Source organism: Azospirillum sp. Sh1 (assembly GCF_008365135.1).
Taxonomy (GTDB): domain Bacteria; phylum Pseudomonadota; class Alphaproteobacteria; order Azospirillales; family Azospirillaceae; genus Azospirillum; species Azospirillum oryzae.
This window is the reverse complement of sequence record NZ_VTTK01000030.1, coordinates 13,317-37,254: the sequence shown is the minus strand read 5'-3', so window position 1 is coordinate 37,254 and position 23,938 is coordinate 13,317. Positions and strand designations below refer to the sequence as shown.

The window sequence follows — 23,938 nt, the reverse complement described above, 5'->3', positions numbered from 1 at the left end:
CATTAGAATACACTCATGCACTATGGCGGGTGACGGCCATGACCATTGCATCGCCGGCGGACCCGCGACGCCCGAACACGGGCCTGTGGTTCGCGGCCACCCTGGCGGCACTGGCGGCCTGGGTGGCGCTTTACAGCCAGCTCGTTCCCCTGTCCGGCTGGGTGGTCTCGCGCCTGCCGCTGGTTCCCGGCAGTGCGTCCGCCGAGTCCGTCCGCTTCTTCGTCTACGACACGCCGAAGGTGCTGATGCTGTTGACGCTTGTGGTCTTCGCCATGGGCGTCGTCCGCAGCTTCTTCTCGCCGGAACGGACGCGGGCGCTGCTCGCCGGCCGGCGCGAGGGCTTCGGCAACGTCGCCGCCGCCGGGCTGGGGATCGTGACGCCCTTCTGCTCCTGCTCCGCGGTGCCGCTGTTCATCGGCTTCGTGTCGGCCGGCGTGCCGCTGGGCGTGACCTTCTCCTTCCTGATCGCGGCACCGATGATCAACGAGGTGGCGCTCGGCCTGCTGTTCGCGCTGGTGGGCTGGCAGGTGGCGCTGGCCTATCTCGGCTTCGGGCTGGCGGTCGCCATCGTCGCCGGCTGGGTGATCGGCCGGCTGCATCTGGAAGGCTGGCTGGAGCCCTGGGTGCTGGCCGTGCGCAGCGGCGGCGCGGCCCCGCCGGAGGAGACGCCGTCCCCCGTCGACCGCATCCGCGCGGGCATCGAGGCCGTGCGCGACATCGTCGGCCGGGTTTGGGCGTGGATCGTCGCCGGCATCGCCGTCGGTGCCCTGATCCACGGCTATGCCCCGGCGGACCTGCTGGCGGCGATCATGGGACGGGATGCCTGGTGGTCGGTGCCCGCCGCCGTCCTGCTCGGGATCCCGATGTATTCGAACGCCGCCGGTATCATTCCGGTGGTGGAGGCGCTGATCGGCAAGGGTGCGGCCATCGGCACGGTGCTGGCCTTCATGATGTCGGTCATCGCCCTGTCGCTGCCGGAGATGATCATCCTGCGCAAGGTGCTGACCGTCCGCCTGATTGCCCTGTTCGCCGGGGTGGTGGGGCTCGGCATCCTCGCCGTGGGCTTCCTGTTCAACTTCTTGTTCGCCTGACCGGTGGAGGACGCGATGAAGGACGTGAAGGTGCTCGGCCCCGGCTGCAAGCGGTGCCAGACGACGGAGGACATGGTCCGGGCCGAGGCCGAACGCCTCGGCGTGCCGGTCCGGATCGACAAGATCACCGACTATGCCGCGATCGCCGGCTATGGCGTGCTGTCAACGCCGGGCGTGGTGGTGAACGGTAAGCTCGTCCATGCCGGCGGCCTGCCGAAGGCGGAGGACATCGCACGCTGGCTGACGGCGTGACGGCCGGCAAGCCGTACGGCCCCTTCACGCCCCCGCCGCCGGCAACCGCAGCGTCGCCCGCAGCCCGCCCAGCGGAGATGCGCCGAGCTGGATGTCGCCGCCATAGAGCCGCGCGACATCCCGCACGACCGCAAGGCCGAGCCCGGTCCCCGGCGTGCTCTCGTCCAGCCGCACTCCCGGCTCCAGCGCCGCTTCGCGGCAGTCGTCGGGCAGGCCGGGGCCGTCGTCGTCCAGCGTGATGGACAACATGCCGCCGGCCTGCGCTTGTCCCATCTCCACTCCCATCTCCACTCGGCCCGTCACCTCGACCCGGCCGCGCGCCCATTTACAGGCATTGTCCAGCAGGTTGCCCAGCATCTCGTCCAGATCCTCGCGCTCGCCGGCGAACAGCAGTCCGTCGGCGGCATCGACGCGGATGTCCAGTGCCTTGGCGGCGTGCAGCTTGCGCATCACCCGCGCCAGCGCTGCGACGCTGTCCGGCACCGGCGTGCTGATGCCCGGCACGCCGCGGGCGGCGGCGGCGCGGGCTCGGGCCATGTGATGATCGACATGCCGGCGCATCAGTTCCACCTGCCGGACCATCGCCGCCCCCACCTCGCGCGCGTTGCGCTCGTCCAGCGTGGCGGCCTCGTTCGCCAGCACGGCGAGGTTGGTCTTCAGCGCGTGGGCCAGATTGCCGGCCTGCAGCCGTCCGCGCCCGACGATTTCCTCCGCATGGGCCAGCAGCGCGTTCAGATCCTCCACCAGCGGCCGGATCTCCGTCGGCATCGCCACGTCGAAGCGCTTCTTCCGCCCGGCCCGCACCTCGACCAGCGCGCCGCGCAGGCGGGAAAGCGGCCTCAGCCCGATCTGCACCTGGATCAGCGCCGCGGCGATCAGCGCCGCGGCCAGCACCGCCAGCGACAGCGCCAGCGTGGCGTTGAAGGCGCGGGTGACGCCCGCCAGCTCGGCCCGGTCGGCGGCCACGGCGATGCGGATCGGCTCCGCCCGCTCGGGCAGCAGGACGACGCGCTCCAGCACGAACAGCGACTGGTTCGCCGGCCCCGCCGCGCCGTGCCGGTGCAGCGACCCGTCCTCCACCCGGTCGTCGGGCAGGTCCAGCACGCTGTCCCACAGCGAGCGCGAGCGCAGCGGCGCATCCCCGCTCTCCCCCACCTGCCAGTAGAGTCCCGACAGCGGCCGGCGGAAACGCGGATCGCTCAAGGGCTGGCGCAGGGCCGGCCTGCCGTCCGGGCCGATCTCCAGCACCGCCGCCAGCTGTTCCAGATGGTTTGTCAGTTCCGCCTCGAAGCGCTGGCGGACATGGGTCTGGAACAGGTCGGCGATGATCCATCCCGCCAGCATCAGCGCCAGCGCCACCCAAACGGCCGCGCCGGCCAGCAGCCGGAAGCGCAGCGACTCCGTCCATCTCATCGCCAGTTCCTATGACCGTCCTTACGGCTCGTCCGCCCGGTATCCCAGCCCGCGCACCGTCTTGATGACGTCCACCCCCAGCTTGCGGCGCAGGCGACCGACGAAGACCTCGATGGTGTTGGAATCCCGGTCGAAATCCTGGGCATAGACATGCTCGATCAGTTCGGTGCGCGACACCACCTGCCCCTTGCGGTGCATCAGGTAGGACAGCACCCGGTATTCGAAGGCGGTCAGCTCGACCGGCTCGCCATCCACCGTGACCCGTCCGCTGCGGGTGTCGAGCACGACCCCGCCGCAGGCGATCTCGGCGGTGGCGTGGCCCTTGGCACGGCGGATCAACGCGCGCACGCGGGCCAGCAGTTCCTCCATGCTGAAGGGCTTCGCCAGATAATCGTCGGCGCCGGCGTCGATGCCCTGCACCTTCTCGTTCCAGGCGTCGCGCGCGGTCAGGATCAGCACCGGAACGGCCATGCCGGCCCGCCGCCACGACCGCAGCACCGTCAACCCGTCGACCTTCGGCAGCCCCAGATCCAGGATCACCGCGTCATAGGGCTCGGTCTCGCCCAGGAAGCGGCCTTCCTCGCCGTCCCCGGCGGTATCGACGGCATAGCCCTCGCCCTCCAGCCGCTGCTTCAGCTGCCGGGCCAGTTCCGGCGTGTCCTCCACCACCAGCACGCGCATGACTTCACCTCCCGTCGCCGTGGGACCGGTGGCGGCCTCTGGTCCGCAGCAGTTCCCCTGTGGCGGCGTCATAGTCCAGCTTCAGGATCCGGCCGTCCGGCGCGATCAGCTTCAACTCGTAGCGGAAGCCGCCCTCCTCATCCTCCAGATCGACGTCGAGCACGTCGCCGCCGAATTGCTGTTTGGCGCTCTCGACGATCCGCTCCAGCGGCAGGATGCGCCCCTCCCGCAGCGCGTTGCGGGCGCGCTCGTGGTCGTCGCCGGCATGGGCGCCGGTTCCTGCCGCGAACAGCAGGATGGGGAGAAGCAGCAATGCGGGACCGGTCCTCATGATCGACCTCTAAGACTGGGACAGCATCGCGCACCGGGGCCGCGCGATCGAACCAGCATATCGTCGCATCCCTGAACCGCCGCTGAATGGCCCCTCAATGCCGGGCCACCAGATTTTTTCATCCTGAACGGCGGATGAACGGCCCGTTCAGGCTCGGCTCAGCCAGGGTGGGGCAGAGTGCGGTCCATCGGGCGCTTCGACGCTCAACCCCGCACCACAGGTGATGCCATGCTGAAAGCCGCTACCCTCGCCACCCTCCTCACCGCCACGCTCGCCACCGCCGCTTTGGCCGGCGACCACCACCGCGGCGCGGCCTTCCAGCCGACCAGCCCGCAGCCGATCGCCGACGTGGTGAAGGCCGGCGGCGGCACCGTGACCGGCACCGTCGAAAAGGTCGCGGCGAACTGGTTCGTCATGACCGACGGCAGCGACCGCATCGACGTCGCCAGCCGCGGCTTCCTGCCCGACGGCATCCAGACCGGCGACCAGATCACCGTCGTCGGCGGCGTCCGCCAGGGCGCGATCCAGGCCGGCCAGATCATCCGCCAGGACGGCACCGCCTTCGGCCGCGACGCCATGGGCAAGCATGAGGGCCGCCGTCAGGGCCACGACCGCGACGACGACTGACCGGAGCCGCGCCATGCTGAAGAAGATGATCCTTCACACCCTGCTGACGGCGGTCGTCGTCGGCGCCCTCGCCACCGCCTATCAGGCCAGGGCAGACGGCACCGCCGGCATCGCCGCCCTGCTGACCGGCAGTCTCACCCACGACGACTGACCCGCCCCAGGAGAGGGAGACCATCATGTCCGCCCGCAAACCTTCCGCCGCCGAGATGACCGCCCTGCTGGCCTTCCACGCCATCGTCTCGGGCGCCTTCATCGTCGCCTATCTCACCGGCGACGAGGACACCTACGGCATGCATGTCTTCTCCGGTTATGCCGTCCTCGGCGCCATCGGCCTGCGCGTGGCGGCCGGCGCGCTGGCCCCGGCGGGAAGCCCGCTGCGCCTCCCCCGACCCTCCGTGGCGGCGGTCGCCGCATGGCTCCGCCGCCTGTTCACCGGCGATGCGAAGGCGAGGGCGGAGCGCAGTCCGCTGACCGCCTGGATGGCTGCCGCACTCCTGATCGGCGTCGGGATCGCGGCGGCGACCGGAGCCGTCGCCGACTTCTTCGTCAAGGTCGAGCATCTGCACAAGGAGATCGGCGAGGCCTCCCTCTTCCTCATCCTGGCGCACATCGCCCTGGTCTTCGCGCTGCACGGCCTGAAGCGGATTCCGTCCGGCGTCGCGTCCCGCTGCACCGCGTGGCTGTCCAACCTTTCCAACCGGGTGATCCCATGAGACCGACCAGACCGACCAAACCGATCCTCCTCCTCGCCGCCGCAGTGTCCTTGGGCGCCGGCGTCGCCCTGGCGGCCTCCGGCGATCCGGAGCGTGCCCGCATCCTCGACGGCTATGCCGCCCAGGCGAAGGCGCAAGTGCCCGGCTTTGCCGGTTTCTCGGCGGAGCGTGGGCGCGCGCTCTATCTCGGGCCGCATACCGGCGGCAAGGTCGCCGACACCCCCGGCTGCGCCAGCTGCCACACCCGCGACCCGGCCGGAACCGGCCGCCATTACAAGACCGGGCGCGACATCCTGCCGATGGCGGTGTCGGCCAATCCCAAGCGCTTCACCGATCCCGCCGAGGTCGAAAAGCGCTTCGAGCGCGACTGCGTCAACGTCCTCGGCCGCGCCTGCACGGCGCAGGAAAAGGGCGACTTCATCACCTTCCTGTCGAACCAATAGCGAGCCGCCGATGTCCCCCAACCGCAGCTTCCGCCCGCTCACGGGAATCGCCGTGCTCGCCATGCTCGCCGCGACCGCCGGCGCTGCGCCCAACAACGCAGCTTCGGCCAGCGAGTTCGAACGGGTGCGGCCCGTCACCCACGCCGCCACCCAGAAGGAATGCGGCGAATGCCACATGGCCTATCAGCCGGGCCTGCTGCCTGCGGCGTCCTGGAACCGCATCATGGACGGCCTGCAGGACCATTTCGGCGAGAATGCCAGCCTGCCGGCCGACACCGCCGCGGCCATCCGCAACTATCTGACACAGAATGCCGGCAGCGGCGACGGCCGGCTGATCCGCATCACCGAACAGCGCTGGTGGCTCCGCAAGCATGATTTCGCGCCGTCGATCTGGACGCGCAAGGCGGTCGCCGCCAAGAGCAACTGCGAGGCCTGCCACCGCACCGCCGCGCAAGGGCTTTACGAGGACGACTGAGCAGCTTTGGAGTTGCTTCACGCTACCAAAATCCCCTCTCCCGCCCCGGGAGAGGGAAGGGGCCCAAGCGAAGCTTGGGAAGGGTGAGGGGCATTCCAAGGAGCCATGCGGTTCGGAATTCTTGCCCCACCCCTCACCCTCCCCGCGCCTTCGGCGCGGGTCCCCTCCCTCTCCCGGGGCGGGAGAGGGTGATTGTCACCCCGCCCCCCGGAGCGAAAGGGGGAACATGCGCGGATTGTCCCAGGTCGGCTGCCGGTCCTCGATCACCACGCGGTGGGGAAGGGGCGTGTCGCTCTCCACCGCCACCTCGACCCAGCGCGGAACCAGCTCGTTATTGAAGTCGTCCAGGATGGCGACGGCCAGCGCCTCCAGACCATCGGCGTATCCGGCGAACTCCGCCAGATAGGTCACGACCGATGCCGGATCGGGCACCAGCAGATCCGGCACCAGCCGCAGGGTCAGACGCACCCCCGGCAGCGGCTCGCCGCGCAACTCCACCAAAAAGTCGTGGCGGGCGTCGGGGGAGGGGCGGGTGGACAGACGCTCGCGCCTCATGCCGACACGCCCAGGCCGGCCTGCCCGGCGCGGGTCAGCTTCACCCAGCTGCGCGCCCCCGACTGGAAGGACAGGCCGCCGGTGTAGCCGACGGCCCGCACGCTGTCGGCGAAGACCTGGATCAGCTCCACCCGCAAATCCGGCGGCAGGGCGGCGTGGCTGCGCAGGATCAGGTCGAAATGGTTGGGCCGCACCAGACCGTCCAACTGCATCGGCCCGAAGCGGCTGAGGTCCAGATCGATGACGAAGCGGCTGCCCGGCTTGGACCGTTCCTTGCCGCCGCCCTCCTCGTCCTCCTTCAGCGGATGGACATGCAGCTTGATCGGCTTCGGCCCGTTGGCGTCCATCAGCGGGATGGTGTAGCTGCGCCAGTCGCCCGGCAGCGGCTCCGCCGCGTCGCGGCGCAGACCGTCGAAATCCTTTTCCAGCCGCTCCAGCAGGTCGCGGCGCCCCGCCTTGTCCAGGGCGGAGGCCGCATCGTCGCCCAGCCAGCCCGCCGCGTCGCCCCCGCGCATCGCCGCCAGGAAGAAGCCGATCGCGGCGGTCAGCTTGCGGTTCGGCTGCGGCATCGTCGCCAGCATCGACTTGGCGAGCGCCGGATCGGCCGCCGCCAGCGTCGCCATCAACTGCCGCATGGCCGGCCAGTCGCGCCCGTCCAGCGGTCCCGGCGGGCCGGGCAGGGTGGGGGCCGCCGCCTGGGTCGCCTGGGCGAGATCGGCCAGCGCCGCCGTCACCTTGGCCCCCGGCGGCAGGCTGGCCGGGACGTTCAGCGCCAGCATGCCCTGCTTTGTCGCCAGGATCGGTTGCCCCTGCGGCGTGCTGCCGGCCACCGTGCCCCGCAGGATGGGCGTGTCGGGCGGCAGCGCCGCTTCGTCCGGCGAAGGCAGGGGCAGTGGGGTTGACTGCCCGCCGGATTGCTGGCCCGGCTGGTTGCCGGCCTGCCCGTTGCGTCCGCCGGCCTCCGGATCGCCGGGCGGGCGCGGCTGTTGCGGCGGCGGGGTGACGGTCAGGATTTTCAGTGCCACCGTGGCACCGCGTGGCAGGTCGGGCGGCTCGGGATTGCCGGCGGTCTCGCCGGGCTGGTTCGGCATCGTCGGCGTTTCGGCGCCGGGATGGGCAGCGTCGCCGCCCAACTGGACCGGCGTGCCGAAGGTGGCGCTGCCGCCGCCCATCGTCGGGGAGGGTGTCGGCGAACCGGTCATCGGTGCGGCAGGCGTTCCGCCAGCCGGAGCCTCGGGCTTCGCGGGGCCGGGAGTGCCCGCAGCCGGCGTGGCGGGCGTGCCCTGCGACGGCGTCGCGGCGGGAGCCAATGGCTTGGCGCCCGACCCGCCGGCCAGCACCAGCGCCGGCACGACGGTGCCCGGCAGCAGCGGCGGAAGGTTGGTCGGGACCGTCGCCGCTGTCGGGGTGGGCAGCAGGACGGCGGGCGCCGCTCCGCTTCCGGCCGCCGGGGTCGGCACCGTCCCGCCGGTTTGCGGCGCGGCCGGATTCCCCAAGGATTGCAGCAGGATCAATGCAGTCGGCTTGGCCGGCAAAGCGGTGGTGGGCGAACCCGTATTGCCCGGCGTGATCTGCACCGTGATCTGCTTGTCCGGCGGCAGTTCCGCCGCGCTGTCGAGCAGCAGTTCGCCCGCCGCCGTGCGCACGCGGGTCAGCCCCTCCGGCGTCTGGCCGGCGACGGTGCCGGTCAGCACCACCGGGCGGGTGACCTCCGGCAGCCGTTCGGGAAGCTGGACGACCGTGGCCTCGGCCGTAACGGGGGTGGGCGCGGCGGGGGCTGCCGCGGCGGTGGCGGCGGCAGGCGTGACCGACGGTGGGATCGCCCCGCCCATTCTTGCCGTTACTCCCGGCCGTTACTTGGCGCTGGCGAGCAGCCGCTGCACGATCGCCTCGACGTCGCGGGCCGCGTCGCTGGAGGGCGAGCGGGTCAGCAGCGGGGTCTGGTTGCGGATGGCGTCGCGCACCTTCAGGTCGCGGCGGATGATGCCCGCCAGCGCCGGCTTGTATTTCAGGAAGTTCTGGCAGGCCTTCAGGATGGTGCCGTAGGTGCGTTCGCCGTCCTTCACGCTCTGCGCCATGTTCACCACGATCCGCAGGTCGGCGGACGGGTTGGTGGCGTGGGTCAGCTTGATGAAGGCATAGGCGTCGGTCAGCGAGGTCGGCTCGTCCGTCGTCACCACCAGCGTGGTGCCGGCAGGACCCGACAGGGTGCGCACCGTGCGGTCGACGCCGGCGCCCATGTCCATCACCACCCGGTCATAGCTCTTCGCCAGTTCCAGCAAATCGTTGCGCAGGCCCGACAGCCGCTGGCTCGGCAGCTGCGCCAGCGTGCCCGATCCCGACCGGCCGGCGATGATGTCGAATCCGGTGTCGGGGAAGCGCTGCGCCGCCTTGGCCAGCGTCACCTCGCCGTTGATGACGGCGCCCAGGTCGTTCTTGGGCGAGAAGCCCAGTTGGATGTCGACGTTGGCAAGGCCCAGATCGCCGTCGAACAGCAGGGTGTTCATGCCCGCCTTGGTCAGGGCGTGGCTCAGCGTGATGGAGAACCACGTCTTGCCGACGCCGCCCTTCCCGCTGGCCACGGCGATGACGTTGGCGCCGCGCAGCGGGCGAACGTTCTTGAGGGCGGCCGGGAACACCGGATCGGTCATGGCAGGGTCCTCGACGAGGGGGAACTGGCGGCCTTAGCCTTGGTTGCGGGTTTTGCAGATGCGGGTTTCGTCGGCTTGGCGGCGGCGGCCCTGCGCGGTGGTGGCGGCGGTGGTGCCGGTTCCATCTCCGGCTCATCCTCTTCCGGTTCATAGCCCCGCCCGAACTTCGGCTTGCGCTCGGGCGTATGATCCGGCTCTTGATCCGCCTGCCCGTCGTCGTCCTCGTCCCACTCCGCGGTGCGGGCGGCGCGGCGCGGCGCCGGCTCCTTGACGGCGGGGGCCTTTTCCTCGGCCGGGATCATCATGCGGGCAAGCGCCAGCGGGTTCAATGCCGTCAGCCCCTCCGCCACCTTGGACGAGATGCTGGCGTCGCAGAAGGACAGCCGGGCGCGCGCGGCGATGGCCAGGACGCTGCCCAGCCGGCGCGCGATGTCCAGCCGGGTCACCAGCATGCGCCGCACGCCGACCGCCTTGAAGGCCAGCGCCATGTCGGCGGCCTCCATCGCGTCCAGCCCGGCCGGCAGCACCAGAACCGGCTCGACGTCGCCGGCGGACAGCAGGGCGCGCAGGTCCTGCATGTCGTCGGCGTCGAATGGATTGCGCCCGGCGGTGTCGACCAGCACGAGGTCGGTGCGGCGATGCACCTCGAAGGCGCCGGCCAGCGCGTCGGGGTCCTCCACCGTCGCCAGCTTCAGCTTCATCAGCCGGGTGAAGGCGGCCAGCTGGTCGACGCCGCCGGCCCGCACCGTGTCCGTGGTGATGACGCCGACCGAGCATTTGCGGAAGACCGCCCGTGCCGCCAGCTTGGCCGCGACCAGCGTCTTGCCGGAGCCCGGCGGCCCGACGAGCGCCAGCGGCTTCACCGGCGACCGGCCGTCGGGCAGCGGGTTGAAGGTGAAGACGGAATCGAGGGCCGAGCCGAGCGCCAGCCGCGGGTCCTCGGTGTCCAGCCCCGATGCCGCGTCGATCAGCTGTTCGGCCAGCGCGGCCGGCACGCCATGGCGCTGCAGGGCGTCGGCCACCACTTCGCCCACGTCGATCTCGGGTTCGACCGGCTTGGGCGGCGCCTTGCCCCGGCCGCCGCGTGCGTTGCCGGAGGATTGAGCCGGCGGCAGGTCGTCCTCTTCCACCGCCGCCGTGACGCGCACGCCGCCGCCTTCCTCCTCGCGCGTGGCGACGATGATGGCGTCGTCGCCCAGCGACTGGCGCACCATCCGCATGGCGTCGGACATGGTCTTGGCGTGGAAGGACTTCAGCCGCATCGGCAGCGCCTTCCGTCAGGTAAGGGGTGGGGACGGGCACGCGCCATCAGATCTGCCCCAGGGTCTTGATGCGGGCCTTCGGGTGGATCTCGTTCTGCGACATGACCACGGTCGCCGGACGGAACCGCTCGACGATGGAGCGGACGAAGGGCCGGATCAGCGGGCTGGTCAGCAGTACGGGGCTCTCGCCCATCATGGCATGTCGCTCGAAGGTTTGACGGACGGAGGTGATGAACTGCTGCAGGCGGGACGGGGCCATCGTCAGCTGCCGGTCGTCGCCGTCGCCCACCAGCGATTCGGCGAACCCCTGCTCCCATTCGGGCGACAGGGTGACGAGCGGGATGAAGCCCATCTCGTTCGTGTTCGCGTCGCAAATCTGCCGGGCAAGGCGGGACCGCACATGCTCGGTGATCTGGGTGATGCTGCGGGTCTGGCTGGTCGCTTCGGATACCCCTTCCAATATGGTGGGAAGATCCCGGATCGAAACCCGTTCGGCAAGGAGATTCTGCAACACCCGTTGCAATCCGCCCACAGTGATCTGGCTGGGCACCACATCGGCGATCAGCTTCTGGTGTTCCTTGTCGGTCTCGTCCAGCAGCTTCTGCGTTTCGGTGAAGGACAGCAGCTCCGGCATGTTGTCCTTGATCAGCTCGGTCAGGTGGGTGGTCACCACGGTCGACGGGTCGACCACGGTGTAGCCCTTGAACAGCGCCTCCTCGCGATAGCCGGGCTCGATCCAGATGGCGGGCAGGCCGAAGGTCGGCTCCACCGTCTGTTCGCCGGGCAGGCTCATGGCGTCGCCGCGCGGGTCCATCACCAGCAGCATGTTGGGCCGGATGTCGCCGCGCCCGGCCTCGATCTCCTTCACGCGGATGATGTAGGTGTTGGGCGGAAGCTGCAGGTTGTCCTGGATGCGCACCGCCGGCATGACGAAGCCGACCTCGCCGGCGATCTGCCGGCGCAGCCCCTTGATCTGGTCGGTCAGCCGGTGGCTCCCCGCCTGCGGCTGGTTGATCAGCGACAGCAGGCCATAGCCCAGCTCCAGCCGGATCAGGTCGATGGCGAGCGCGGTGGCGATCGGTTCGTCCGGCGCCGGCCCGGCACCCGGCATGCCGCCCGCCGCGCCGCCGCCCGCCGCCGCTTCCTCCGCCGCCGCAGCCTCTTCCGCCTCCTTCTTCGCGCGGAGGCGCGGCATGTACCAGGCGGCGAAGCCCACGGCGCCGATGACCGGGGCCAGCGTCAGGATCGGCATGCCCGGCAGCAGGGCCAGCACGCCGATGGCGCCGGCCGACAGGGCCAGCGCCTGGCTGTGGCCGGTCAGCTGCCCGACCACCGCCTTGTCGGTCGAGCCGCCCATGCCGGCCTTCGACACCAGGAAGCCGGCGGAGATCGAGATCACCAGCGCCGGGATCTGCGACACCAGACCGTCACCGATGGTCAGCTTGGTGAAGGTGTCCAGCGCCGTCATCACCGGCATGTCGTGGCGCAGCACCGCGATGGTGACGCCGCCGATGATGTTGATGAACATGATCATCAGGCCGGCGACGGCGTCGCCCTTCACGAACTTCGACGCACCGTCCATCGAGCCGAAGAAGGCGCTTTCGTCCTCCAGCTCCTTGCGCCGCGCCCGCGCCGTGCCCTCGTCGATCATGCCGGCCGACAGGTCGGCGTCGATGGCCATCTGCTTGCCGGGCATGGCGTCGAGGGTGAAACGCGCCGCCACTTCGGCGATGCGGCCCGAACCGGCGGTGATGACCTTGAAGTTCACGATGGTCAGGATGGCGTAGATGATCACGCCGATGACGAAATCGCCGCCCATGACCAGGCTGGCGAAGGCCTCGATCACATGGCCGGCGGCCGACGTGCCCTCATGCCCCTGCGTCAGGATCAGGCGCGTCGAGGCCATGTTCAGCGACAGGCGCAGCAGCGTGGTTATCAGCAGGATCGTCGGGTAGGACGACAGCTGGAGCGGCTTCTCGATGAACAGCACCACCATCAGGATCAGGATGGAGATGGTGACGTTCAGCCCCAGCATCATGTCGAGCATGACGCTGGGCAGCGGCATGATCAGGCCGACCACGACGATCAGGATGCCGATGGCCATCGCCACGTCGCCGCGCTTCAGCGACGCCTTGGTGACCGCCCACATCTCGCCGAAGGCGGCCATGTTGCCGGGACCGCCGCCCCCGCCGCCACCATTATGCTCCGTCAGCGCCATGGATGCTCCCGCCGCTCAGGTCCCCGGTCCCGGACGGGAGTCAGGCCGTCGCCCGTTCGTCGTTGCCCGGGGTGGGCACGCTGCGGCCCTCGTCGCCGTACTGCTTCAGCTTGTTGCGCAGCGTGCGGATCGAGATGCCCAGGATGTTGGCGGCATGGGTGCGGTTGCCCAGGCAGTGCGTCAGCGTCTCCAGGATCAGGTCGCGCTCGACGTCCGCCACCGTGCGGCCGATCAGCGCCGCCAGACCGGCGCCGCTGGTCCCGGCGCTGGCTGCTGCCGCCGCGCTGCTGTTGGCCGCCATGCCATAGGGACCGGGCTTGCCGCCCTTCGGCGGGCCGTAGCTGTTCGGCAGGGCGCCCGGCGGCGGAACCACCAGCGGGGCTGACGGCTGCTGCGGCTGTGACGGCGCGGCCGGCACCGAGCCGCCGGGTCCGGCGAACGGGTTGGCGACCGGCGAATCGCTGGGGATGGAGGCCTGGGCGCTGCCTTCCGGGGCCAGCAGCTTGCTGGTCAGCATGATCGCTTCCGGCCCGACCTCCTCGCCGCGCGACAGCAGGACGGCGCGGTGCATGGTGTTTTCCAGCTCGCGCACGTTGCCGCGCCAGTGATGCGACTTCAGCATCAGCATCGCGTCCTCGGTCAGGCGCTTGTCGCCCAGCCCGTTGGCCTCCGCGTACTTCTTCAGGAAATGCTCGGCGATCATCGGGATGTCGGCCGGGCGTTCGCGCAAGGACGGGATCGCCACGCTGAACACGTTCAGGCGGAAATACAGATCCTCGCGGAAATTGCCGGAGCGGACCTCCGCCTCCAGATTGCGGTTGGAGGTGGCGATCAGGCGGACATTGACCTTCACCGGCTGGCTGGAGCCGATGCGGTCGATCTCCTTCTCCTGGATGGCGCGCAGCAGCTTGGCCTGCAGGCGCGGATGCATCTCCGACAGCTCGTCCAGCAGCAGGGTGCCGTTGTTGGCCTCCTCGAACTTGCCGAGACGCCGGGCGACGGCGCCGGTGAAGGCGCCCTTCTCATGCCCGAACAGCTCCGATTCCAGCAGATTCTCCGGGATGGCGGCGCAGTTCACCGCGACGAACGCCTCGTTGGACCGGCGGCTCTTGCGGTGGATGAAGCGGGCCATCAGCTCCTTGCCGGTGCCGCTCTCGCCGGTGATCATCACCGACGCGTCGCTGGGCGCCACCTGCTCGGCCAGCCGCAGGGTCGCCAGCATGGCGGGGTCGCTGCAGACGATGGAGTGGCTCTCCTCGGCCACCGCCTCCAGCACCGCGGCGATCAGCTCGGCATTGGGCGGCAGCGGCAGATACTCCTTGGCCCCGGCGCGGATGGCGCGCACGGCGGCGGCCGCATCGGTGCCGATGCCGCAGGCGACCACCGGGATGGTGATCCGCTCCGCCTTCAGGCTGTCGATGAAGGTGGCGATGTCCAGCTTGACGTCGATCATCACCAGATCGGCGCCAGCGGCGCTACGCAAGGCGTTCAGCGCCCCTTCGATGCTGTCGGTGTGCGACACCTTGGCCCCCCGCTTCATGGCGATCTTGCCGGCGGCGGTGATGTAGCCTTCCAACGTTCCAACGATCAGCAGACGCATAGCCTTACGCTCCCACTCTCGGGGCTTCCCGGTCGAAATACTGGATCCGCTTTCCAGGCGGCAGGACGGCGTTCAGGAGCATCTCCAGACGCCGCGGATTCTCCTGGCGCGCGATGGACACGGCGCCGATGGTATAGAGGGTCTTGACCAGCGCGTCCTCCTCCGCCGCCCGCTCCACCTTGGCGGCGAGCGGGGCGAGGACGACGTTGCCGAGCACGGCCCCGTAGAAGGTCGTCAGCAGCGCCAGCGCCATCGCCGGCCCGATGGCCGACGGGTCGCTCAGGCTGCCCAGCATCTGCACCAGACCGACCAGCGTGCCGATCAGCCCCATGGCCGGCGCCACTTCCGAGGCGCGGCGCAGCACGCCGGCGCTCTTGCCGTGGCCGCCGGCGGTCGCCTCGACCTCGCCGGTCAGCATCCGCTCGATGGCGTCGGGCGGCAGCCCCTCGGTGATCAGGGTGACGCTGCGATGCAGGAAAGGTTCGCCGCGCAGTTCCGGCAGGACGTTGCGCAGGGTCTCCGGCCCGGCCCGGCGGGCGGCCTCGGCCAGCAGGATCACCTGCCGCGCCACGCCCTTGGGGTCCAGCGTCTGGTGGACCAGCACCGCCGCCGCGTTCCTCCAGGCCACCGCGACGTCGCCCAGCGAGAAGGAGGCGGTGGTGACCGCCAGCGTCCCGCCCAGCACGATCAACAGCGACGGCGGATCGAGGAAGGCGCGGGCCGAGCCGCCGGTGGTGATGGCGATCAGGATCACCGCGGCGGCGGCGGCCAGCCCGACCAGCGTCGCCACGTCCAGCCCGCCGCGCAGCCGCACGCTCCGCCCCGGCGCGGCCGCTCCGGTATGGGCGCCGGTGTTGGCGGCGGCCGGCTCGCCCTGGGCCGCGGCACGGGAGCCGCCGGCCGGGGTCGCCTTCGCACGGGACGCGGTGCTGTCGGACGAAACCGCCATCAGCCCCGGTCCGACTTGATGATTTCCGTCATCGTCACGCCCAGCCGGTCTTCCACCACCACCACCTCGCCGCGGGCGACCAGGCGGTTGTTGACGTAGATGTCGATGGCCTCGCCGACCTTGCGGTCCAGCTCCACCACCGCGCCGCGGCCCAGCTTCAGCAGCTGCGCCACCTGCATGGTCGATTTGCCCAGCACCGCGGAGATCTGGACGGGGATGTCGTACACCGCCTCCAGATCCTTGGTGATTCCGGGGCTGGCATAGTCGTCGCCGTCGCCACCCTGCAGATCGTTCAGCGAGAAATTGTCGCTCGGCATGTCGGTCTTGGACCTCCTTCATTCCGGACACCCCTTAGACGGGGGCCGGAGCCTCCAGCATGTGCGCGGCACGGCGTTCGATCTCGGCCAGCAATTGGGCGGTGTCCCGCTCCATGCCGCCCTCGGCCCATTCGATGCGGCAGCCGCCGGGGGCGATCGACGGGTCGCCGATCACCATCAGCTTGGCGCCGAAACCGCGCGCGCCCACCGTTTCGTCCAGATGGTCGCGCACCAGACCCATCGTGTCCTCCGCCACCCGGATGACCAGCCGCGGCTCGTCGATCAGGTCGGTCAGGCAGGTGCGGACCATCCCCTCGACCTCGACCATGCCGCCGCGCCGCGCCCATTCCGGCAGCAGCTTGCGGACGATGGCCAGCGCCAGATGGACCGGCTGTTCGCCGCGCGCGGCGTTGCCCGCCTCGCGCTCCGCCAGCAGCCGCTGCACCCCGTCGGCGATCTGCGACAGGGCGTTGGCGATGCGGTTGTTCACCGTCGCCTCGATCTCCGCCTTGCCGCGCTCGTATCCGGTGTTCTGGCCGGCGGCCATGCCGTCGGTGAAGCCCTTGCCGTAGCCGGCGGCGGTCCCTTCGGACTTGCCGGCGGCCATGCCCTCCTCATAGGCCTGGGCGCGGGCGGCGGCCAGTTCCTCCTCGCCGAAGGTGGGGGCGGGCGGCAGTTCCGGCTCCGGTTCGGGTTCCGGATGGGCCGACAGCTCGTCCTCGGGCAGCAGGTCGTCGTCCTCCACATGGGTCATGCGGGGGACGGCGTCCACGTCGAAGGACTCGTCGAAGAGGAATTTGCGCACGCTCATCGCCGCGGTCCTTCCCCGAAGTCAGTGGAAACGGAGGCCGGCATCGCTCAGCTCTCCTGATACAGCCAGTTGCGCAGGATGGAGACCGCCTCTTCCGGATGCTTGTCGACGATCTCGCCGACCTTGCGCAGGGAGGACGCGCGGACGCGGCCTTCCACCCGGTTGATGTCGATCATCTGCTCCAGTTCCTCGTCGGCCTGCGCCGCTTCCAGCGCCAGATCCTGGGCCAGCGCGCCGGTGGGGGCGGCGAGCGCGGCCGGCATGCCGGCCTGATCGGTCAGCAGGCGGTCCATCTCGTCCTCCTCCTGCATCTCCGCCTTCTCGAAGGCGCGGGAGATCAGCGGGCGGATGACCAGCAGGATGATGAGGACGGCGACGATGCCCAGCACGACCATCTCCGCGATGCGGAACAGGTCGTCCTTGGTCATGCCCATGAACAGCTCTTCCGGCTTCTGGACGTCGTCGTCGGGCGACCAGAAGCGCATGTTCACCACTTCCAGCGAGTCGCCGCGCACGGCGTCCAGCCCGACGGCGGACCGCACCAGCGCCTTGATGCTCTCGATCTCCTGCTCGCTGCGCGGCTGGTAGGTCGGCCCGTTTTCCTTGTTGGTCTGATAGGTGCCGTCGACCAGAACGGCGACCGACATGCGGCGCACCTGACCCGCCTCGCGGACATGCGACTTGGTGGTCTTGGTGATCTCGTAGTTGATCGTCTCTTCGGCGCGGGACGACTTGTTGGACGACAGCGGGCTGGCGCTGCTGCTGGCCTGCGCCGTGGGCAGGTTCTGGTCCACCGTCACCGGGGCCAGCGGGTCGCGGTCGCTGCTCTCGTTCGATTCGTTGACGGTCTGGGTCGAGCGGACGACCTGGCTTTCCGGATCGAAGATTTCCGACTGGGTGGTGATGCGGTCGAAATCGAGGTCGGCCGACACCTCGGCCCGGACCTTGCCGTAGCCCAGCGTCCGGCCCAGCAGATCCTCGATGGTGCGGGCCATCCGCCCCTCATAGGCCTGCTTCTTCTCCTCCGCGCTCGCCATCATCGCTTCGGCGGTGTCGCTGCCGGTGCCGCGCGCCAGCAGGTTGCCCTTGTCGTCGACGATGGAGATGCGGTTGGGGTCCAGGTTGGGGACGGAGGCGGCGATCAGCTGCTGGATCGCCTGGATGTTCTCGCGGCTCAGCTTGGCGCCGGGGCGCAGCTTCAGGAAGACGCTGGCGGTCGCCGGGTTCTGCTGGCGGGCGAACAGCTCGCGCTTGGGCAGCACCAGATGGACGCGGGCCTGCATGACGCCGTTCAGCGTCTGCACCGTGCGCGCCATCTCGCCTTCCAGCGCGCGCAGGTGGTTGATGTTCTGCATGAAGCTGGTGGCGCCGAACCCCTCGCCCTTGTCGAACAGCTCGTAGCCCACCGATCCGCCCGAAGGCAGGCCCTGGGCCGCCATGCGCATGCGCATCGGCCCGACCTGATCGGCGGGAACGGTGATCTTGGTGCCCGACTTGTCGACGCTGTAGGGGACCTTGGCCTCCTCCAGCTTCTTGGCGATGGCCGCCGCCTCCGACTGCTGGAGGTCGGAATAGAGCAGCTCCATTTCCGGCGTGGACAGCCGGGTGGTCAGATAGACGAAGAATCCGATCAGCAGCAGCCCGACACCGCCGATCGCCGCAAGGCGTGCGGGTCCGAGATTGCGCAAGGTCTGCAGCAGGTTGTTCACGCGCGGTCCCCGATCGGAAGTCTTCCCGGCATACTCTCCACACGTCTCCGTTTCGCGATTGCGAGACGGTTTGTGCAAGTTCCGCGCCGGGCATGCCTATGTCGGGGCATGCTGCGGCGTCTTGATGAAGAGAGGGTTAATCGGCGGCAGTTTTTGCCGGGCGCCCGGCAAAATATGCCTAGTGCCCCGCAAATGTTGCAGCCCTGCGGCGGCTGTGCAACGGCTTCGGCCGCAACCTCGGGTCACAATGCCGCAGCCGCTTCCGGGCGTGGACGGAGCCGCCCGGCAGACGCGACTGTGGGTAGGACGATACCGCTCAATGCGCGAAATGAGTGCGGTCCTATGACCTACCGGCCGGTTCCCGCGAAAACCCACCTGCCCAAAAGAGGTAACTGGTCCAGCCACGGTTGACATCGGCAGCTCTCGGTCATAGCTGAGTTGCATTCCGTCCCCGCGATCGGCCGATTCGTCTTCCCGGCGACGTGTTCCTAAGCTTCGGCGCCAGTGGAGGCGTTCCGGATGGCGTCGCGAGGATTCGGCTGCCGGGACCAGTACGGGCCAGTACAGGATCGAAGGGGAAAAGCCATGAAACGGCGTGGGCGCGAAAAGAAGGAAGGCCTGAACGAGGTCGATGTGTTCGTCGGCCAGCGCCTGCGGGAGCTGCGCATGCTCGCCGGCCTCAGCCAGAGCGACGTCGCCGCGGCACTGGGGCTGACCTTCCAGCAATTGCAGAAGTACGAGCGCGGCTTCAACCGCGTGTCTTCCAGCCGTCTGTTCAAGCTGGGCCAGTTCTTCCGCGTGCCCGTCTCCGTCTTCTTCGAAGGGCTGGAGAATCGCCAGCAGGCGGGCGAGGGCGGCGAGATGCCGGCGACCGGCGGCGGCGAGGAGCAGGAGAACACGCTGCAATCGCGCGAGGCGCTGATGCTGGCGCGCTATTTCCAGAGCATCCGCGATCCGCAGATCCGCGCGGCCATCCGCGAGCTTGCCGAGCGGTGTGCCGAGCAGCAGGCCGACGGCGCCTCCTCCGGCGCGGCGCCGGCGCCCAAGCGCGGCCGTGGCCGCCGGGCGGAGCAGGGCGGCCACGCCTGACCCCCAGGCCGGCAGTCTCAGGCCGCTGGTCTCAGGCCGGCTTCAGCCGCCGGTAATGCTCCAGGAAATCGGCCATCGCTTCCTCCGGGCCGAGCGGCACGATGGCGGCCTCGTCCGGGTCGGGCAGGTCGCGCCAGTTGACGCGGTGCGGCGCGCAGAGGTCGCGCAGCTCGGTCGCCAGCGCCCGCTGGTCGGCCAGCTTGACCGCCTTCGGCTCCGGATGGCGGAAGCCGAAGCGCAGGGCGAGCGCGCTCTTGATCGGCTCCACCGCCTGCCGGATGGCGTCGCGGCCGATCCGCACCTTCCACGGCGTCGGCCAGTCGCCGGTGAAGGCCTCCTCGCAGTCATGCATCAGCGCGTCGTAGGCATAGCCCTGCGGCGCCAGCCGGCTGGCCAGGACGCAGTGCTGGGCCACGCTGAAGAAGCGTTGGGTGTTGCCGACGAAGCGGCACTGGTAGGCCAGGGGGCGGGCGATGTCCTCGATGTCGAAGGGGCCGAAATCCGGCCGCTCCAGATCCACCGTCCGGCCCGAATAGGTGATCATCACCGCCGTCGGCTCGGGCACGTCGAGCAGATCGAACTGGTCGGGATGGGTGACGCGCGGCGACCCGCCGCGCCGCTTCGGCGTTGCTTTCTTCATGCCCCGAGTCTCTAGCAGATCGGTCCCGCGCCGCTCAACCGCGCGTAATCTCCCCCTCCCCCCGGGGAGAGGGTCGGGGTGAGGGGGATGCGCAGGGTGGATTTTTGCAGGAGGGCCGCCACGCGCCCCCCTCACCCTAACCCTCTCCCCGGGGGGGAGAGGGGATACTTCCCGCCGGTTCGCGCACCAGGCTGCTGGTGGCGGCGACGGTGGTTTCCAGCAGGGGCAGCAATGCTGCGACCTTCTCGGTGTCGGCCGGGCTGTCGTTGATGGCGCGTGCGATGGCGGCCATGCGCGGGGCGCCGAAGTTGGCGGCCAGCCCGGCCAGCGTGTGGGCCGCCTGCCTCAGCTCCTTCGGCCGGCCGGCCTGCAGGGCGGAGCGGATCGCCGTCAGTTCCCGCAACGCCGTCTCCGGCAGCAGCAGCAGCATGCCGTCCAGCGCCTCGCCGCCCAGCGCCAGCCGCAACTCCGCCAGCTTCACCCGGTCGACCAGCGGCAGGGACGAGAACTGGCCGCCCTCCGCCGGCGGGCGGCTGGGCATCGGCACCACCCGCCCGTCCTGCGGCCGGGTCGCCAGATCGATCAGCACGGCGTTCAACTGGTCCCAGTCGATCGGCTTGGTCAGATAGGCGTCCAGCCCGGCGGCCATATGGCCGTCGCGATGCTCCGGCAGGGCGTCGGCCGACAGCCCGACGATGGGGATGCGCGCCACCGGCCCGTCCATCCGGCGGATCGCCCGCGCCGTCGACCGGCCGTCCAGCACCGGCATTTCCATGTCCAGGATCAGCGCGTCGTAATCGGCCGCCGTGACCGCGGCCAGCGCCGCCCGCCCGTCGGCCACCGCGTCGATCTGATGGCCGATGCGGGTCATCATGGCGACGATCAGCATGCGGTTGATGTCGTTGTCCTCGGCCAGCAGAAGCCGCAGCGGCACCCGCGTCGGCTCCGGCAGGTCGGCCGCCGACAGGGCCGGCCGGGAACCGAAGTCGGTGACCGGCTGCGCCTCCGCCAGCCGGCTGCGGATCGAGAAGCGGAAGGTGGACCCGCGGCCGGGCGCGCTGGTCACGGTGATCTCGCCGCCCATCGCCTCCACCAGCCGCTTGCAGATCGCCAGCCCCAGCCCGGTGCCGCCATATTTGCGGCTGGTCGACACGTCGGCCTGGACGAAGGCGTCGAACAGGCGGGCGCGCTGCTCCGCCGTCATGCCGATGCCGTTGTCCTGCACCTCGAACCGCAGGGTGACGGGGTCGTCCGGCAAGCCCGAGGCGGCTGCCGAGTCGGCCAGCTGGCCGGCCGGCGGGTCGGGCGACCACACCGCGATCTCGATGGCGCCGCGGTCGGTGAACTTGATGGCGTTGGACACCAGATTGTACAGCACCTGCCGCAGCCGGGTCGGGTCGCCGCGGATGTGGCGCGGCGTGTCCTCGGCGATGGAGGCCGACAGGCTCAGTCCCTTGGCCGCCGCCCGCACCAGGAACAGCTGGACCACGTCCTCCACCAGCCGGGGCAGCGAGAAGTCGATCTCTTCCAGGGTCAGCTGTCCCGCCTCGATCTTGGAGAAGTCGAGGACGTCGTTCAGGATCGTCATCAGCGTGTCGGCCGACGAGCGCAGCGTCTTGACGAAGGCCTTCTGCTGGTCGTTCAGCCCGCTGCCCATCAGCAGGTCGCCCATGCCGATCACCGCGGTCATCGGCGTGCGCAGCTCGTGGCTCATCATCGCCAGGAATCGCGACTTGGCGCGGCTGGCGTTCTCCGCCGCGATGCGGGCGGCGTCCGCCTCCTCCCGCGCGCCGTCCAGCTTCTCGGCCAGGGCGAAGGTCTCGGCCGCCAGCTTGGTCAGCTGCTCCTCGGCGGCGCGCAACTCCTCCTGCGACCGGCGGCTGTGGGTGACGTCGGCGCAGGAGGCGGCGATCCAGCGCGCGCTTCCATCGGACTCTCCCCCTGGCCCCAGCACCGGCCGCAGGCTCAGCGCGTTCCAGAAGGCGGTGCCGTCCTTGCGGTAATTCAGCACCTCCACCGACAAGGGTCTCGCCTCGGCCAGGGCGGTGCGGATCGCCGCCGCCGTTTCCGGATCGGTGGCCGGCCCGTGCAGGAAGGTGCCGTCCCGGCCGATCACCTCGTCGGCCGCATAGCCGACCATCTCTAGGAAGGCGCGGTTGCAATAGACGATGGGGTGGCCGGGGAGCGTGGCGTCCGACACGGCGATGCCGCCGCCGCTGGCTTCCACCACGGCGGCGAGCATCGCCGCGTCGGGCGAATTGCCGAAGGGGGACAGGGGGGCGGCGGGCGGCGGGGTCAAGGGAGGAGCGGTCCTGATCGGTTCGGAAGGGCTGGCCTTGCGGCGGGTGGCAAGGATAGGACGTTGTGTGCCCGATTGCCATTCCCCGTCGGCGGGATCGGTGTGTCCGCGGTCCGGCAATGGCGATTCCGTTAACGACTGCGCAACAATACTTCCAGAAAACTGTGTCGTCCGGCCGCGCGGCCAGCGTCCGGGTGAACATAGGCGGAGCGGAGAGCGTCATGGTGGTGGAGGCAGGTGGACGGACCCGCCAGGTCCGGACGATACACGATCTCGGTGTGCTTCTTGTCGAGGACGACGACTTCACCCGCAAGCTGATCTACCGGCTGCTGCACGACATCGGGCTGCGGACGGTGTTCGAGGCGGCGGACGGCGTCCAGGCGCTCGATATCCTGCGCAAGAACGGCGAGGACGTCGACGTGGCGATCTGCGACCTGGAAATGCCGCGGATGACCGGGCTGGACCTGCTGCACGCCCTGCGCACCGCCACCGGCAACCCGCTGGCCGACCTGCCGGTGCTGGTGCTGACCGGCCACCGCGAGGCGGATGTGGTGAAGCGCGCCATCGCCTACGGCATCTCCGGTTATCTGGTGAAGCCGGTGTCGAAGGCCGATCTGACGAAGCGCCTGACCTTCGTCATGCAGAAGCGGCAATAGCCCGGACGGGAATTGAGGACGGGGGATTGGCGACGGGCAGGGCGGCGCCCTCCTTTCCGATTCCCGCCGCCCCCCCCCCGGGTCATCGCATTTGGGAAATGTGATCCTGCACAAGGAGGCGCGTCATTCCCGCGAGGGCGGGAACCCATCCGGTTGAGCAACGTTCCGTGACGGTTTCCCGGATCCGCGCCGTCGCGGGGACGACGAAAGTTCATTCATAGGAAACTTACGTCCAAATGCGATGCCGCTCGCCGGGCCTCAACCGGCGCTGGCGCTTTCGCCTCCCTTCCTGTAGAAGGGAAATCACTACCGCCGTGACGCGAAAGGTCCATGGGTTCCTGCCATCCTTCGCCCGGCCCGCTCCGATCCCGTTTCCGGCATCGGGGAGAGCCGTGAGCAAAGATCGACCTCCCGGGTCGTCCCCCAGGTCGTACGACGCACCCCATCCCAGTCCGGAAAGGGACCGTGCGGAAGGGAGCTGTGCGCGCGTTTCGGACCTGCTGGACGACTTCCTGACGCGCGGCGCCGCCACCGCCACCGACGCCGCCACCGGCGATCCCCTTGCAAACGATCCGGCCGTCCAGTCCCGCATCTCGCTCGGCGAGGTCGTGGATGCGCTGGGCGACCGTGCCTTCGGCGCGCTGCTGCTGATTCTCTCCATTCCCAACGTGCTGCCGGTCCCCGGCCTGTCGACCGCCACCGGCGTGCCGATGATCCTGCTCGGCGCTCAGATGGCGCTGGGCCGGCATGGCCCCTGGCTGCCGCGCCGTATGCTGGCGGTCACCTTCGACCGCAAGGCCTTCCTGGGCGTGATCCGTCGGGCAAGGCCGTGGGCGGAGCGGGTGGAGAGGCACCTGCGGCCGCGCATGCCGGCGCTGGCCGGTCCCACCGCCGAACGGATGCTGGGGCTGGCGGTGATGGTGCTGGCCGGCATCCTGTCCCTTCCCATCGTCTTCGGAAACCAGCCCCCCGCCTTCGCCATCGCGCTGATCGCGCTGGGGCTGATGGAAACCGACGGTGCCTTCGTCTCGGCCGGCCTGATCGCCGGCCTTCTATCCATCGCCATCATCGCCGCCGTCCTGCTCGGTCTCGGGCAGGCGGCGGTCGCCGTGGCGCAACAATTGATCGGTTGAGGGAGCGCCCTTCGGGCACAAAG

At 69.9% G+C, this 23,938-nt stretch carries 25 protein-coding genes; 10 read left to right on the top strand and 15 right to left on the bottom strand.

Features of this window, described 5'->3' with window-relative positions; genetic code table 11:
• Nucleotides 1-38: 38 nt before the first annotated feature.
• Nucleotides 39-1,091: a permease gene (locus FZ029_RS24415; RefSeq protein ID WP_149272319.1), complete on the top strand. Its 1,053-nt coding sequence runs from the start codon at nt 39-41 to the stop codon at nt 1,089-1,091.
• Between the two features lie 15 nt (nt 1,092-1,106).
• Complete coding sequence (locus tag FZ029_RS24410; RefSeq protein WP_149272318.1) at nt 1,107-1,343, top strand: thioredoxin family protein; 237 nt, start codon at nt 1,107-1,109, stop codon at nt 1,341-1,343.
• Between the two features lie 24 nt (nt 1,344-1,367).
• Here FZ029_RS24410 and FZ029_RS24405 read toward each other — a convergent pair whose 3' ends face one another.
• Genes FZ029_RS24405 through FZ029_RS24395 form a run of 3 tightly spaced genes read right to left on the bottom strand, consistent with a single transcriptional unit; the run spans nt 1,368 to nt 3,768 of the window.
• Nucleotides 1,368-2,756 (bottom strand): sensor histidine kinase, encoded by a 1,389-nt coding sequence (locus FZ029_RS24405; protein WP_149272317.1) that lies wholly within the window; start codon nt 2,754-2,756, stop codon nt 1,368-1,370.
• Between the two features lie 21 nt (nt 2,757-2,777).
• Nucleotides 2,778-3,437: a response regulator transcription factor gene (locus FZ029_RS24400; RefSeq protein ID WP_149272316.1), complete on the bottom strand. Its 660-nt coding sequence runs from the start codon at nt 3,435-3,437 to the stop codon at nt 2,778-2,780.
• 4 nt (nt 3,438-3,441) lie between these two features.
• Entirely contained in the window at nt 3,442-3,768 is a 327-nt protein-coding gene (locus FZ029_RS24395) for a PepSY domain-containing protein (RefSeq protein WP_247892472.1), read from the bottom strand.
• Between the two features lie 228 nt (nt 3,769-3,996).
• Between FZ029_RS24395 and FZ029_RS24390 the strand changes: the two genes are divergently transcribed.
• Genes FZ029_RS24390 through FZ029_RS24375 form a run of 5 tightly spaced genes read left to right on the top strand, consistent with a single transcriptional unit; the run spans nt 3,997 to nt 6,026 of the window.
• Complete coding sequence (locus FZ029_RS24390) at nt 3,997-4,395, top strand: cytochrome c maturation protein CcmE (protein WP_149272314.1); 399 nt, start codon at nt 3,997-3,999, stop codon at nt 4,393-4,395.
• Nucleotides 4,396-4,408: 13 nt separating this feature from the next.
• Entirely contained in the window at nt 4,409-4,546 is a 138-nt protein-coding gene (locus FZ029_RS33125) for a hypothetical protein (RefSeq protein ID WP_188052039.1), read from the top strand.
• A 25-nt stretch (nt 4,547-4,571) separates the two neighbouring features.
• On the top strand, nt 4,572-5,108 hold the full coding sequence (locus tag FZ029_RS24385) for a hypothetical protein (RefSeq protein WP_149272313.1): 537 nt from the start codon (nt 4,572-4,574) through the stop codon (nt 5,106-5,108).
• A complete protein-coding gene (locus tag FZ029_RS24380; RefSeq protein ID WP_149272312.1) occupies nt 5,105-5,551 on the top strand; it encodes a DUF1924 domain-containing protein in 447 nt (148 codons plus the stop codon). The genes FZ029_RS24385 and FZ029_RS24380 overlap by 4 nt, the downstream gene beginning before the upstream one ends.
• A gap of 10 nt (nt 5,552-5,561) precedes the next feature.
• Complete coding sequence (locus FZ029_RS24375; protein ID WP_247892471.1) at nt 5,562-6,026, top strand: diheme cytochrome c; 465 nt, start codon at nt 5,562-5,564, stop codon at nt 6,024-6,026.
• 195 nt (nt 6,027-6,221) lie between these two features.
• On the opposite strand, the gene FZ029_RS24370 is transcribed toward FZ029_RS24375, so the two are convergent.
• From FZ029_RS24370 to fliF, 10 genes are read right to left on the bottom strand one after another with little or no spacing between them, the layout of a single operon-like run.
• A complete protein-coding gene (locus FZ029_RS24370) occupies nt 6,222-6,581 on the bottom strand; it encodes a hypothetical protein (protein ID WP_149272311.1) in 360 nt (119 codons plus the stop codon).
• Entirely contained in the window at nt 6,578-8,413 is a 1,836-nt protein-coding gene (locus tag FZ029_RS24365; protein WP_149272310.1) for a hypothetical protein, read from the bottom strand. Before FZ029_RS24365 ends, FZ029_RS24370 begins: the two co-directional genes overlap by 4 nt.
• A gap of 21 nt (nt 8,414-8,434) precedes the next feature.
• The gene (locus FZ029_RS24360) at nt 8,435-9,232 is read right to left on the bottom strand and encodes a MinD/ParA family protein (RefSeq protein WP_109149703.1); all 798 of its coding nucleotides are present in this window, start codon (nt 9,230-9,232) and stop codon (nt 8,435-8,437) included.
• On the bottom strand, nt 9,229-10,494 hold the full coding sequence (locus tag FZ029_RS24355) for a GTPase (protein WP_149272309.1): 1,266 nt from the start codon (nt 10,492-10,494) through the stop codon (nt 9,229-9,231). Before FZ029_RS24355 ends, FZ029_RS24360 begins: the two co-directional genes overlap by 4 nt.
• A gap of 46 nt (nt 10,495-10,540) precedes the next feature.
• Entirely contained in the window at nt 10,541-12,712 is a 2,172-nt protein-coding gene (gene flhA, locus FZ029_RS24350; RefSeq protein ID WP_149272308.1) for a flagellar biosynthesis protein FlhA, read from the bottom strand.
• A gap of 40 nt (nt 12,713-12,752) precedes the next feature.
• Nucleotides 12,753-14,312 (bottom strand): sigma-54 dependent transcriptional regulator, encoded by a 1,560-nt coding sequence (locus tag FZ029_RS24345; RefSeq protein ID WP_149272307.1) that lies wholly within the window; start codon nt 14,310-14,312, stop codon nt 12,753-12,755.
• Nucleotides 14,313-14,316: 4 nt separating this feature from the next.
• Entirely contained in the window at nt 14,317-15,261 is a 945-nt protein-coding gene (locus FZ029_RS24340; protein WP_149272306.1) for a MotA/TolQ/ExbB proton channel family protein, read from the bottom strand.
• Nucleotides 15,261-15,578 carry a flagellar motor switch protein FliN gene (gene fliN / locus FZ029_RS24335; RefSeq protein WP_085083374.1) on the bottom strand — a complete coding sequence of 106 codons (318 nt, stop codon included), beginning with the start codon at nt 15,576-15,578 and terminating at the stop codon, nt 15,261-15,263. The genes FZ029_RS24340 and fliN overlap by 1 nt, the downstream gene beginning before the upstream one ends.
• A gap of 34 nt (nt 15,579-15,612) precedes the next feature.
• Nucleotides 15,613-16,389: a FliH/SctL family protein gene (locus tag FZ029_RS24330; RefSeq protein ID WP_149199450.1), complete on the bottom strand. Its 777-nt coding sequence runs from the start codon at nt 16,387-16,389 to the stop codon at nt 15,613-15,615.
• A 47-nt stretch (nt 16,390-16,436) separates the two neighbouring features.
• Nucleotides 16,437-18,098, bottom strand: coding sequence for a flagellar basal-body MS-ring/collar protein FliF (gene fliF / locus FZ029_RS24325; RefSeq protein ID WP_149272305.1), 1,662 nt, complete (start codon nt 18,096-18,098; stop codon nt 16,437-16,439).
• A 585-nt stretch (nt 18,099-18,683) separates the two neighbouring features.
• Here fliF and FZ029_RS24320 point away from each other — a divergent pair.
• The gene (locus FZ029_RS24320; protein ID WP_149199448.1) at nt 18,684-19,187 is read left to right on the top strand and encodes a helix-turn-helix transcriptional regulator; all 504 of its coding nucleotides are present in this window, start codon (nt 18,684-18,686) and stop codon (nt 19,185-19,187) included.
• Between the two features lie 31 nt (nt 19,188-19,218).
• Here FZ029_RS24320 and FZ029_RS24315 read toward each other — a convergent pair whose 3' ends face one another.
• Together FZ029_RS24315 and FZ029_RS24310 are read right to left on the bottom strand one after the other, a co-directional pair.
• On the bottom strand, nt 19,219-19,827 hold the full coding sequence (locus FZ029_RS24315) for a transcriptional regulator (RefSeq protein ID WP_149272304.1): 609 nt from the start codon (nt 19,825-19,827) through the stop codon (nt 19,219-19,221).
• 136 nt (nt 19,828-19,963) lie between these two features.
• Nucleotides 19,964-22,126, bottom strand: coding sequence for an ATP-binding protein (locus tag FZ029_RS24310; RefSeq protein ID WP_149272303.1), 2,163 nt, complete (start codon nt 22,124-22,126; stop codon nt 19,964-19,966).
• Nucleotides 22,127-22,347: 221 nt separating this feature from the next.
• Between FZ029_RS24310 and FZ029_RS24305 the strand changes: the two genes are divergently transcribed.
• Nucleotides 22,348-22,782, top strand: a complete 435-nt coding sequence (locus FZ029_RS24305; protein WP_109149693.1) for a response regulator — start codon at nt 22,348-22,350, stop codon at nt 22,780-22,782.
• Nucleotides 22,783-23,174: 392 nt separating this feature from the next.
• Nucleotides 23,175-23,915: an exopolysaccharide biosynthesis protein gene (locus tag FZ029_RS24300; protein WP_149272302.1), complete on the top strand. Its 741-nt coding sequence runs from the start codon at nt 23,175-23,177 to the stop codon at nt 23,913-23,915.
• Nucleotides 23,916-23,938 lie beyond the last annotated feature (23 nt).